The organism is Aminipila butyrica (assembly GCF_010669305.1).
Lineage (GTDB): Bacteria > Bacillota > Clostridia > Peptostreptococcales > Anaerovoracaceae > Aminipila > Aminipila butyrica.
The window spans coordinates 3140823-3152198 of the sequence record NZ_CP048649.1 but is presented as its reverse complement, the minus strand read 5'-3'; the positions used below and the strand labels follow the sequence as shown (position 1 = coordinate 3152198).

The 11376-nt window shown below is 43.8% G+C and carries 12 protein-coding genes and 2 tRNA genes; 7 read left to right on the top strand and 7 right to left on the bottom strand.

Annotated features, from left to right (window positions below):
- Positions 1-3 precede the first annotated feature (3 nt).
- Together Ami103574_RS14830 and Ami103574_RS14825 are read right to left on the bottom strand one after the other, a co-directional pair.
- Positions 4-486: a DMT family transporter gene (locus tag Ami103574_RS14830; protein ID WP_163067729.1), complete on the bottom strand. Its 483-nt coding sequence runs from the start codon at positions 484-486 to the stop codon at positions 4-6.
- A 71-nt stretch (positions 487-557) separates the two neighbouring features.
- Positions 558-986 carry a DMT family transporter gene (locus Ami103574_RS14825; RefSeq protein ID WP_163067728.1) on the bottom strand — a complete coding sequence of 143 codons (429 nt, stop codon included), beginning with the start codon at positions 984-986 and terminating at the stop codon, positions 558-560.
- Positions 987-1166: 180 nt separating this feature from the next.
- On the opposite strand from Ami103574_RS14825, the gene Ami103574_RS14820 reads away from it, so the two are divergent.
- Positions 1167-1829, top strand: coding sequence for a cyclic nucleotide-binding domain-containing protein (locus tag Ami103574_RS14820; RefSeq protein ID WP_163067727.1), 663 nt, complete (start codon positions 1167-1169; stop codon positions 1827-1829).
- A gap of 18 nt (positions 1830-1847) precedes the next feature.
- Entirely contained in the window at positions 1848-2756 is a 909-nt protein-coding gene (gene nudC, locus Ami103574_RS14815; RefSeq protein WP_163067726.1) for an NAD(+) diphosphatase, read from the top strand.
- Between the two features lie 15 nt (positions 2757-2771).
- Here nudC and hpdA read toward each other — a convergent pair whose 3' ends face one another.
- The 3 genes from hpdA to hpdB are packed head-to-tail and all read right to left on the bottom strand — an operon-like array spanning position 2772 to position 6702.
- The gene (gene hpdA / locus Ami103574_RS14810) at positions 2772-3710 is read right to left on the bottom strand and encodes a 4-hydroxyphenylacetate decarboxylase activase (protein WP_163067725.1); all 939 of its coding nucleotides are present in this window, start codon (positions 3708-3710) and stop codon (positions 2772-2774) included.
- 5 nt (positions 3711-3715) lie between these two features.
- Positions 3716-3976: a 4-hydroxyphenylacetate decarboxylase small subunit gene (gene hpdC / locus Ami103574_RS14805; protein WP_163067724.1), complete on the bottom strand. Its 261-nt coding sequence runs from the start codon at positions 3974-3976 to the stop codon at positions 3716-3718.
- 29 nt (positions 3977-4005) lie between these two features.
- Positions 4006-6702 (bottom strand): 4-hydroxyphenylacetate decarboxylase large subunit, encoded by a 2697-nt coding sequence (gene hpdB / locus Ami103574_RS14800; RefSeq protein WP_163067723.1) that lies wholly within the window; start codon positions 6700-6702, stop codon positions 4006-4008.
- Positions 6703-6977: 275 nt separating this feature from the next.
- Between hpdB and Ami103574_RS14795 the strand changes: the two genes are divergently transcribed.
- Both Ami103574_RS14795 and Ami103574_RS14790 read left to right on the top strand, forming a co-directional pair.
- Positions 6978-7053: transfer RNA gene (locus Ami103574_RS14795), tRNA-Thr, on the top strand.
- Positions 7054-7061: 8 nt separating this feature from the next.
- Positions 7062-7138 (top strand) — tRNA-Pro (locus Ami103574_RS14790).
- A 97-nt stretch (positions 7139-7235) separates the two neighbouring features.
- On the opposite strand, the gene Ami103574_RS14785 is transcribed toward Ami103574_RS14790, so the two are convergent.
- Positions 7236-7892, bottom strand: a complete 657-nt coding sequence (locus Ami103574_RS14785; protein WP_163067722.1) for a flavodoxin family protein — start codon at positions 7890-7892, stop codon at positions 7236-7238.
- 121 nt (positions 7893-8013) lie between these two features.
- Here Ami103574_RS14785 and Ami103574_RS14780 point away from each other — a divergent pair, with 121 nt between their 5' ends.
- The 3 genes from Ami103574_RS14780 to Ami103574_RS14770 all read left to right on the top strand — a co-directional run bounded on the left by Ami103574_RS14780 (position 8014) and on the right by Ami103574_RS14770 (position 9392).
- Positions 8014-8340 carry a winged helix-turn-helix transcriptional regulator gene (locus tag Ami103574_RS14780; protein WP_158375165.1) on the top strand — a complete coding sequence of 109 codons (327 nt, stop codon included), beginning with the start codon at positions 8014-8016 and terminating at the stop codon, positions 8338-8340.
- 262 nt (positions 8341-8602) lie between these two features.
- Positions 8603-8983, top strand: coding sequence for a hypothetical protein (locus Ami103574_RS14775; RefSeq protein ID WP_163067721.1), 381 nt, complete (start codon positions 8603-8605; stop codon positions 8981-8983).
- A 166-nt stretch (positions 8984-9149) separates the two neighbouring features.
- The gene (locus Ami103574_RS14770; protein ID WP_163067720.1) at positions 9150-9392 is read left to right on the top strand and encodes a hypothetical protein; all 243 of its coding nucleotides are present in this window, start codon (positions 9150-9152) and stop codon (positions 9390-9392) included.
- Between the two features lie 79 nt (positions 9393-9471).
- Here Ami103574_RS14770 and Ami103574_RS14765 read toward each other — a convergent pair whose 3' ends face one another.
- Positions 9472-11364 (bottom strand): multicopper oxidase family protein, encoded by a 1893-nt coding sequence (locus Ami103574_RS14765; RefSeq protein WP_330587116.1) that lies wholly within the window; start codon positions 11362-11364, stop codon positions 9472-9474.
- Between the last annotated feature and the right edge of the window lie 12 nt (positions 11365-11376).

Below are 11376 nucleotides of genomic sequence, written 5' to 3'. Positions count from 1 at the left end.
CCATTAGACACGGGAGGAAATAAATTTCTTTGCTTGTTGCCGCTTATCAATCCACAGGTTTATTACCAGGCCGATAGCTACACAGGTGCCTCCCAGAAGGATTCCCAGGGAGAGGGTATGACTGATGATTACATCCAAAAGGATTCCAGCGAAGACTTGACCGACGAACATGAGTAAGGTCACGTAGAAGGAGGAAATCCGAGTAACCACTGCATTGGAAATGCTCACCGTGCATACACCCATGGCTCCACCCAAGTAAATCCAAAGCTGGCTCCAAGGCTGCAAAGGCAGGGAAAGCCCCGAGAACTGGGCAGATATAAAGAGATGCAGAAAGAACAGTACCAGAAGAGAGCAGGTAAGACCTATTACGTAGTTGTAAAAAGTGCTCTTCAGCAGGCTGGTTTCGGCAGCCAGCCGAGCGTTGGTGGTTCTGGAGACCACTACAGTCACGCCGGCCAAAAATGAAACGATAATTGCAGTAAGCATAACATATTTCTCCTATTTTCTGAATTTATGAGGATAGAGATCATAGTGGCAGTTTCTCTTTTAGGTTGACATTATAGAAACATAATCAGGCCGATCCCTAAAACGATAAAGGATAAGCCGATAAGTTTTTTCTTATTAAAGGATTGATGCGGCATATCCAGCCAGCCAAAATGATCGATGACGATAGACGTGACGCTTTGACCCAGCAGGACGATGGCTAAAATCGCTGACATGCTGATTTTTCCAAAGGCCATATTGTTGAAAACAGTGGTAGCCACACCCACCAGCCCCCCGGAGTAGAGCAAAAGTGGCAGTTTCTTATTCTTCCAAGGCATGGGATTTTCCCGGTGGCGAATGAGGATGAGAGAGATCATAATCAGGCCCATCACATGGATGATCACTGTAGCAACGTAAATGTTGCAGTGAGCAGTCAGTACGCCATTGACAGCAATCATGACAGCGATAATAGCGCCGGCCAGCACCGATAAAAAATAATACATATTGCGTTTCCTTTCCCCTTGCGAGTAAGCGGCAGCTTTTTTTATTCTATCCATATCGCTTTGGGCGATATTTTCTATAGGATAACAAAAACTCTTGAATTTACATATGACATATGTCATAATTGAAGAAAAATATGTGGGCAAAGCAGAGTTTGGAACAGGTGGAAAGGAGCGATAATTATGTCAAACAGCAGTTTAACAGTGACGATGAAAAGTGAATTGCAGAAGTACGGCTTATCGGATTTTGAGACCGGAGATGTGCGGGTATTAAAGTTTGAAAAAGGGCAGTATCTTTGCCGAGAGGGCTTTCCTATGGAATACCTCTTGTTTATGATTAGCGGCAAGGCGAAGACTTTTATTAACGTCAGCAATGGCAAATCTCTATTGCTGGCTTTTTACACCAAATCGGGCATCTTAGGGGATATTGAGTTGATGACCGACGGGGTCTGCACCACCAATGTTCAGGCCTTGACCGAAGTCACCTGCATGGGCATTCCCATGAGTTACGGCGGAGAACGACTGCGAAAGAACGTCACCTTTATGAATTTTGTAGGGGCACATCTGGCTCGAAAGCTGGATCGGTGCGCCAGAAACGGTGCGATTAATATTTTGCTTCCGCTGGAGACTCGACTATGTTCTTACGTGCTGATGACCAGTGAAGAGGGCTTGTTTAACGAAAATCTCACGGAGGTGGCAGAACTGTTGGGCACCAGTTATCGGCATCTGCTGCGGACCTTTGATGGACTGCGAAAGGACAGAGTGCTGGAAAAGGTAGCTCGGGGTTACATCATCCGTGATGGGGTGGAGTTGCAAATTCGAGCCCAAGATTTTTATACCATGTAAGAGAAAGAAGGCAGTCAGATGATACAGGATATTGAACCACATAAATTTGATATTACCTATAGAAATAGAAAAGCGGCAGACAACGACTATGCCTTGTTATTTTACGAAGATGCCGTCCTAATGAAACATCCAGAAGGGCAGGAGAATGCGGCAGAATTTCTTACCTTTGGGGAGGTAGCTGCCTTGACAGATTGGAAGCAGGAGGAAAAGGTCTCCGGATGGAAAGAGCGGGCCAACTACTTGTTTTCTATAGATGACTATAAATATTTTTCTGTAAACCTAAGAGCGGAAGAGTTAGGAAAAGAAGACTTGGAGGCTGGACCAGAAATGGTGCTGAGCTGGTATGCTCAGGAGGCCTTTCGTTCCCTGGAAGAGATGGAACGAGGCTTTGCAGGGATTACGGCGGCACAGATAAATCGCTGGCTGGTGAACCATCGGCACTGCGGACGCTGCGGAAAGCCCTTGCATTACAGCGAGAACGAGCGATGTATGGTTTGTGAAAACTGTAATATTACAGAATATCCTAGAATATCTCCGGCCATCATCGTGGGCATCGTCGATGGTGATAAGCTGCTGATGACCCGATATGCAGGCAGGGCCTACAAGAAGTATGCTTTGATTGCTGGGTTTAGTGAAGTGGGGGAAAGCCTGGAGGCCACTGTGCATCGGGAGGTCATGGAGGAGGTAGGTCTGAAAGTTAAGGATATTACCTACTATAAGAGTCAACCCTGGTCTTTCTCCGACACCCTGTTAGTAGGCTTCTTTGCTCGGCTGGACGGGGACAATGCCGTCACGCTAGAGGATGGAGAATTGGCGGAGGGCACCTGGTTCGCCAGGGAGGATATTCCCATCAACGAGGAGAAGATTGCCCTGACCGCCGAGATGATTCGTTTTTTTGCAGCGGGAAATCAGGTGTTTAGAGACTAAAATTCTAAGGGCCTGTTAAAAAGATGTATGATCACCAACGTAACAGGCGATATCATGATCTAAATAGAAGGCTTGGAGAGATTGCATCTTTTCATCCGTCACATAGCCATGTGCATGATATGCACATGGCTTTCCTAATTGATTCCATTTAGACAGGCCAAGTTTGTGAAATTTCAGTAGATTAATTTCATATAATTCATTTTTTACCATGAATTCCATTAGCTTGCGAGCATTTTCTTGACTGTCATTGTATCCTGCTATGGTTGGCTGCCTTAAAACCAATCGGCCGTTCCAGCCGGATTTTTTAAGCAGTTCAATATTTGAAAGTATTAAATCATTAGAGAATCCTGTGCCTTCTAGATGTTTTTCTTGATCCATATTTTTAACATCAATAAAAGCAAAATGAATGTATTTCATAATTTCTAAAAATATTTCCGGCTCTGCATAAGCGCAGGTTTCAATTGCGGTATTGATTTGCAAGGTATAACACCTTTTTAATACTTCTAGGAGAAATGGATGATGTAGTAACGGCTCTCCGCCAGAAAATGTTACACCGCCTTCACAACCCCAGTTATTAAAGTCCCGGCGCAGAATATCCATCAATTCATCCACTGTATATTCTTTACCGCACTTCCGTAAGGCATTATTAGGGCAAATATCGGTACACTCAAAGGTCGTGCAGTGTTTGCAGATATCCCTGTTGATTTCAGGTTTGCCATTATCGGTAAATTGAATTGAGCCATGAGGGCATACCGTTTTGCATGCCCTGCAGCCCTTTTCCCATTTGCATACGGTATCGGCAAACAGAAGCTGTTTTTGCATCTTCCAGCTTTCCGGATTTGCACACCATTTACAGGAAAGGGGGCAGCCCGAAAAAAATACAGTGGTTCTGCATCCTGGACCATCATGAACACAAAAGCTTTGGATGTCAAATAAAATACCTTTTTCATTCATAGGATTTACACAGATTTATAACCAGGGCAGGTGGAAGCCCCACACGTAGCATAGGCCCAGTTTTCTTTTTGCAGACCGGTGCACGTTCCGATACCATACTTATCCGGATTAATGAATTGCTTGCAGTTGCCGCATTTTTCTGCTGGTGTGAACTGAGGACAGACCTTGCTGCCTTCCCCGTCAATGGGCAAAATCCCTTTATTTAACGCACACATGCCTTTCTCACAGTCTAGATTGATATAATTTTTACAATCATAATGTCTCATCACATTTATCTCCTTTTGGGCGATTATTCTTACGCTTCTTCATATTGCGTTCTAAAAATAACTTCATCTTGAATTGGTTTGCCGATTTCACACCAGTATTGGGTAAAGCCGGCCACCCGTACCATTAGATCTCTATATTTTTCCGGTGTGCTCTGGGCATTCCGCAAGGTGTTAGAATCAACGACATTAAATTGGACATGGAATCCGCCCTTACGCATATAGGCCCGTATAACGTCCAATAGCTTTCGCGTTCCGTTCATTCCTTTTACTGCGCTTGGATGAAGCTTTAAATTCATCTGAGAATTTTGATGCAGAGAGTGATCGTAAACCGTTGCTGATTCAAAAATGGCATATAGGCCGTTCTTATCCGTTCCTGCTGCCGCAGATAAGGACCCATCTGCATACGTTGTTCCAGCTAGTCTTCCGTCGGCTGTGGCCAAGGTAATAAAGCCTTGAGGGCCATGTGTTGATACAGAGATCTGACATAGATATAAAGGTTTGCCGTAATAGGATTTAAATGTGCGAAGCATATTGTACATATAATTTTCGTAATTCTTTAAAATAGCATCCGCATATGGATCGGCATTACCATATTTAGGAGCATTTAAGCTGGCCGCAAAGATTTCTTCATACTTCTCACTGTTTTCCGTACTTTCTCTGAAATCTGGTGAAAATACGCCGGTGTCATAAGCCGTCTTAAAACCAAAGTTATCCAGTAAGGCTTCTGTCATTTCCCCAACAGTAAACTGTCGATCGTCGAAAACAATTTTCTTTAAAGCGCTTAATGAATTGATAAGAGTTATGGTACCGCAGGATTCAAAGTTAGCTGAGGCATTGTAGCGAGCTCCCAGTGTTCCCATATGCCGGCCTTTGGCAAAACAGTCAGGTTTCAGTAAGGAGTTGACAACTGGCATAGCGTGCTTGCGCCAAATATCCATCTGAATATTGTTGCAGCGATTCAACACATCAGTAGTCCGTTCAAGATATCTTTTCCATTGCTTTATTACGGTTTCATATGAATCGAGTTTCAAATTATGCGGAGGATAGACTTGTTTGCCGGTTCTTTTATCCAACCCGTTGGTCAAAACTAGCTCTAATATTTTTGGTAATGCAATAAAATGAATGCCAGTAGAGCAGCTAGGTGACGCACCTCCTGGAATCATGGTAACCTTTCCATCGTAGTCAAGGGGCTGAAAACAACCCGGTGCAGACTCCAGGCAGCCGCCTAGACACCAGGCTCGGGCATCATGAAGATCCATTCCCTCTGGTCCATAATTACTCAACATAAAGTTTATACCAACCTGATTGTTCATCCAGGCCGGATACCCAAGGCCTAGTTTGGTACAGGCTGCGGTTTTCATCAGGAAATCTTCTGGTGTTTTTTCATCGAACAACACACTTAAAGTAGGCTGAGGAGTTCTATTCCGCATACCGGCTTCCACGATTAAATATTCCAAAGGCGTCACTGCGGTGAGGCCATCGTAATTTAAACCTCCCAGAGAAAGATTGTTAAAAGTATTACCAGAAAGAACTCCACCAGAGACACCGGCCGAAGCAAAACATTCAATGCAGGTAATCTTGATTCTGTATAGTTCAAGCAGTTCGATAATCTCTTCGTCATTCATGATACCTTCACGAATATCTTTATCATAATAGGGCTGCAAAATTTGGCCAAGCCTACCGATGGATAAACCGGACATGGCATCTTCATTCGTAACCCCTAAATGACAGCAAAGTGTCATTTGAATGGCCTCCCAGAAACTGTCCGGCTTCTTATGGGCAACATGATGCATAACTTCAGCGATTTTTTCATAATTTATTCTTAATTCTTCTTCTTTTTCAATGGACGCTAAATATTTGGCCTGTTTTGAATAATTATCACACCAAGTGCTTAATCCTTTGGTAATTTCTTTCATAGCTACATAGTAATACGCTTTGCTCATGCCAAAATCCCCATCATCGCCAGCTTCACCCATGAGCTCAGAAATTTTTTCATCACATAATTCAATAATCCGGTCAAAGCCATATTGAAGGGGCAGATAATAATTGATTACTTCCCTCCCTTGTGTGATGGCAAAGGAATCAAACATGCAGATGACACTGTCCATAATTTGACGGTACTGTTCATATCCAGGGGTCATTTTCGAATATTTATCGCTTAATTCTTCCACTGAAATGCCAGCCCAAGGGCGGGAGGTTTTTACAAGGACCGGTATATCTTCCTTGCGCATACCAAATTTTTTAGCAATGGAAATTACGTCTCCATAACTTTCTGTTACATTTCCTCCGCCTGCGCCAACTACGCTGACTGCATCAGCTTCGCTTTCTGCCGGAGCATCAACCTCCGCCATTAACGCTTCCGCCTGCGCATTAAAGAAGCTGGCTGTGGTCCAAGGAAAAGGAAATCCACCTCTGACGTATTTTGTTTTATTCATGACAAGCTTTTCATAAGGTTGAATGGTAGGTGTCATATGGGACAAACATGCCGCTACTGCCTTGGCTCGTCTGACTTCAATGAGATCTCCATCATTTTCCCACCAGGTTCTGTTGTACCAGTAAGCTGCCTCCATATCGGCAGACACTTTTAGGGTATAATACGTTTCCATAAGGCGCTGGGAGCTTTCTTTTGCTTCGGGAATGTTGCCTTCCAGCTGGCTATCAATATCCCTCATGTCAATCCCTCGTTGTTTTAAGATTTCTTTTAATTTGATTTCTTGTGTTTTCATTTAGATACCTGATATGATGTACACATAGAAAAACCAGTGTAATCATGTGCTCCTTTCTAAGTTTTTGGTATAGCAGAGACGGATGTGGCCTGTTACATTGATACATGGATATCTTGTTAAAATTATGATGAACAATCGCAATATATTACTTAACCAAAACAATAGGAACACATCCTGTCCTACAAAAAAATTTTGAGGGAGCTGTGAGAACTATTGCATAATAGAAAAAAATATAGTAGAATATATGATGTTGATGCGAAGGTTGCGTCAATTAGGCTACTGTAGCTCAGTCGGTAGAGCAGCACATTCGTAACGTGCAGGTCGCAAGTTCGATTCTTGTCAGTAGCTCCATTTTCCCGCGGGACGTGGCGCAGCTTGGTAGCGCGATTGCTTCGGGAGTAATAGGCCGCAGGTTCGAATCCTGTCGTCCCGACCAAATGAAAAGAGGAATCAAACCTTCGGGTCTGGTTCCTCTTTTGTGTAGTTTTGCTACAATAGGTCGATAATTTACATTTATCTTCGGTCTGCGATCCTTATAACAACTCTTCTTGTTGAGCAAATCTGAGGCCTAAATTAAATGCTTTGTTGCAGTGTTCAGGGAATTGCTTTTCCTTTACTTTGGCTTTTTCATTACCGTTGAAGGTAGTAACCACATATTTTGAGTAATCATCAAACTGATAGGTATCATTTACTATCAAGGCTTCAAAATGGCCGAATACACGTTTTAAATCCGCTTCTGCAAACTGCAATCCCTGCATGTAACTTGATTTATCCATTTGCTCCGAAGTTACATTCATAGTGTAAATGAAACCGGTGTGTATCTTTCGACCAAATATACTTCTATATCCTTCGGTATATGTCTGATAAGGAAACATCAGACGTTCCAAAAATGATCGCATCTCTCCTGTAACAGATTCAAAATAAATTGGTGATCCGAGGATGATAGCATCTACCTTCTCAATTTTCTTTAATACCATTGTCAGTCCATCACGATAGGCACATTTCCCGTAGCTTTTTCCGTCTTTAAGTTTGCAGGCAAAACAACTGACGCATCCTTTATACTCCAAGTCGTAAAGATGAATTAACTCTGTTTCAGCTCCTTGCGATTTCGCACCTTCAAGAGCTTTTTCGAGCAAAGTTGCTGTATTCTGGGTTTTTCTGGGGCTTCCGTTTATCGCTATAACTTTCATCAAATTATCCTCCTAATATTAACCTTGACTTTGCAATTCAGATTATATATGCTTATGGAAAAACAAACAAGTACGCACATATTTGTTATATACTAAACTTTTGGTTAGTAAGGAGGTTCTTATGATAGATTTTGAAAGCAAGTATGGGAAATGCCCCATGTACTACACAATGTCAGTCGTAGAGGGCAAATGGAAATGGATTATCTTATGGGAAATTTATAAGGCAAAAGTAATACGATACAATAAATTGAGAGAAGAATTACAGCCAATTGCACATAAAACATTGAGCAAACAGTTGAAGGAGCTGGAAACAAGCAAGTTAATTCATCGGGAGCAGTATAATGAAGTACCCCCCAAAGTTGAATACTCATTGACTAATGAAGGCAAAACACTTATTCCTATCCTTGACCTTATGTATCAGTGGGGAGAGAAGCATATCAATAAGTAAGCGATGAGTGAGATCATCATATGAATTCCAACAATAGGCTCTAACCAGATTAAAATATACTACCAGTACATCTTTTTTGACCTAATGATACAAGTTAAAGTCATGTATAAGGATTTGAACCTATACATGAATTTTTGTTTATCTATACTAAAATCCGGACAAAGGAGGAAACGAAGCGTGTGGGTTACCCTGCTGATTTTTGCCCTGTTTGTGGGCATCATGGTTATATTCCCGCCCGGTAGTGGAAAGCCAAGACTATATCGTGATACTAGTGGAATACCGCTTACTGGGGGCGTTTCTAAAAGGAAAAGACAATATAAATACCGTACTGTTGTTTCTGTCTGGAGAGCCAGGTATTCCAGACTACTTTTTGGCTGGAGAAATAGATACCGGATTGGAGGGCATTTTTACTGTTTGCTATTGGAATTATTACGAAACCGCTCTCTCCTACTCATCTGACTGCAAGGCGAATGCCTACACTACTGATCAGTTTGTGCAGGACGTGATTGCCGTAACGGAATATGTCACGCGTAGTAACCAAAAGATGGTGCAAAAAGAGTATTATGTTCAGCTCAAGACTCCACTTAAGGGGTTTTACACCTTTGAGCATTCTGCCCATAGCCCACTGTTTGAAGAACCATAATTATTTGAATTTTTGATTATATTGTTTGAAGCAGTAATAGTTCAAATCCTCATCTGATAATAGTATGATATCCAGATTTGACGTGGCTTGCATTGAAAGGTTGAAGATTCAATGTTTCTTTTTTATGGAATTATAAGCTTGTCGGATCTGAGCTGAAAACGACAGATTGGATAGCGTGACACAATCCTTTGTTCCAGATTTGATGGCTCAATATCTTGGCGAAGAAAGCGATATCCAAGGGCTTTATAGTTCGCTTGACAGCCAGATTGTAGAAAAGCTGGGAGAGCCATCATCAGAGAGTGGCAGTGATATAGACTGGGAAGCTGAAACCTGGACCGTTTCCCTATATCAGCGGAGCGAGTTGTTTGTAAGTGTAGTTCAGAGCTGGTATCCACAAAAATCCAGATAGTTTATTAAAAGGACCGTCGATATTTATCGACGGTCCTTTGGGTTTTCTTTAAGGCAACAAATCTAATATGGTTTTTGCCTTAGGGAAGAATTTGCAGTGGGCGCATCATCTCATTATCCTCATGGTCCAGGATATGACAGTGCCAGACATAACCTGGTGCTGCGCTAGGATTAAACGGGAAGAGATTAACCCCAGGCCTTGCCGCACAAGGAGATACGCTCTGAGGGGCAAAGCGTATCCGAAAATGCAGCACCTCATTGACGTTTACAAGCACGGTATCTTTCCAAGCAGACTCTTGAGGTGCTGGAGGCATAGGCGGACCCGTGAGATAAGGCTCAAACGGAACGGCGAGCGGCGCGTTCATAATCGGAGGGGTTCCGTTTAGCTCCTGCCATTTTTTCTGGTAGGCATCCGCATCAATTGCTTGTCGCGAAATAATTTGAAATGGTACGAGGTGAAGATGAATGGGGTGAGCACCGCCTAAAAGGTTAATGATAAACCAGTCTTCGGTGGAGCCAACGCGAGGAGTTTCCGTCACAGGGGCCATCCACGGAAGTCCGTTGAGAGTCATCATCAGAACCGTGCTCCCGTATTCCTGGGCATTGAGAACAATTAATCGAGCTGGACTATCCTGCCGGAGCGGCGGAATCTGCTGCAAATAAGACGGGAGACAGAAGCGTGGCCCCGTCAGGCATGGCTCTGTGCCGATATCAAAACGCATCACACGGGCTGTTGTAGCCTCCTCCACCGGATCACCGGCAGGGTAAGGTGCTCGCGCATCATTTCTTAAAAAGATTTGTTCACCCGGCTGGCAGAATGAAAAATCCACCACCAAGTCATAACGTTCACCAGGAGCAATGAGCAGCGAGGTTAACTCGACAGGACGCTCCAGATAGCCACTGTCACTTCCGATGGCCCAAAAGGTCATACCTGTTGAAAAGCTTAGATTATATACACGTTCATTTGAACCGTTAAGCAGCCGGAAGCGATACCGTTTGCGTTCAACTGAGAGACGGGGCCACACTTTCCCATTTACCAGGAGGCAATCACCGATATAACCCGGCACCCAATACGGATGGACAGAAGGAGCAACCCCTTCCTGTGGATAATAGACGGAACCATCGGTATTAAATATACGGTCCTGTAAAACAAGCGGAATTTCATATTTGCCATGAGGCAGAGGAGAGCCAAAAGGTGCTTGTGGCGAGTCCCACGGGTCGGCAGGATCACGTAGCAAATAAAAGCCAGCAAGCCCGGCAACGACGTTCAGCCGTGTGATTCCCATCGCATGATCGTGATACCACAAAGTGGCGGGCGGCTGGGTATTCTCATAGATCATTTTTGTTGTCACAAAGGCACTGCCTCGCTCCTCTCCTGACGTAAACCATGCGTCGGGATGCCCATCATAAATAGCGGGGTTTTCGCCGCCGTGTAGGTGTGTGACCGTTGGAATCGGGGCCTGCGCCTTGGGAAATCCCGGTGGAAAGAGAGGCCACGGTTTTGGCGGTTCCATTGGCATGTTATTAGGGTTTGCCCAATGGAGCGTCGGATCCACAGCCAGCATATGGGGGCGGACAAGGCGGTTGATATATTGCACCTGTATAGTCTGACCGCGTACCGCTTCAAAGGTCGGACCCGGCGAGGATCGTTTATATACACATTCGCCCGTTTCACGGTCTTTAACTACGCCGCCATAACCATAAACGGGGGTTTGGGGCATTCCGGTGGGGAGGACCTGCTGTTTAAATTCACTGATATCCACGGCGTAGGAATGCGTTGCATGACCGCATTTCCATTCTGTCACAGGATCAAAAACATCGGGAATGAGCAAATCTTCGGTAAACTGGGGAATGGACAACGGATCAAGACGAGTTTTTTCGTTTTCATCTAGGGTTTCCTCATACATGGAGAAAACAAGCGTGTCAAGCTTCATTGAGAGCAGCTCTGACACGCGACTTTCAATATTGGACAAAGATATCCCTCC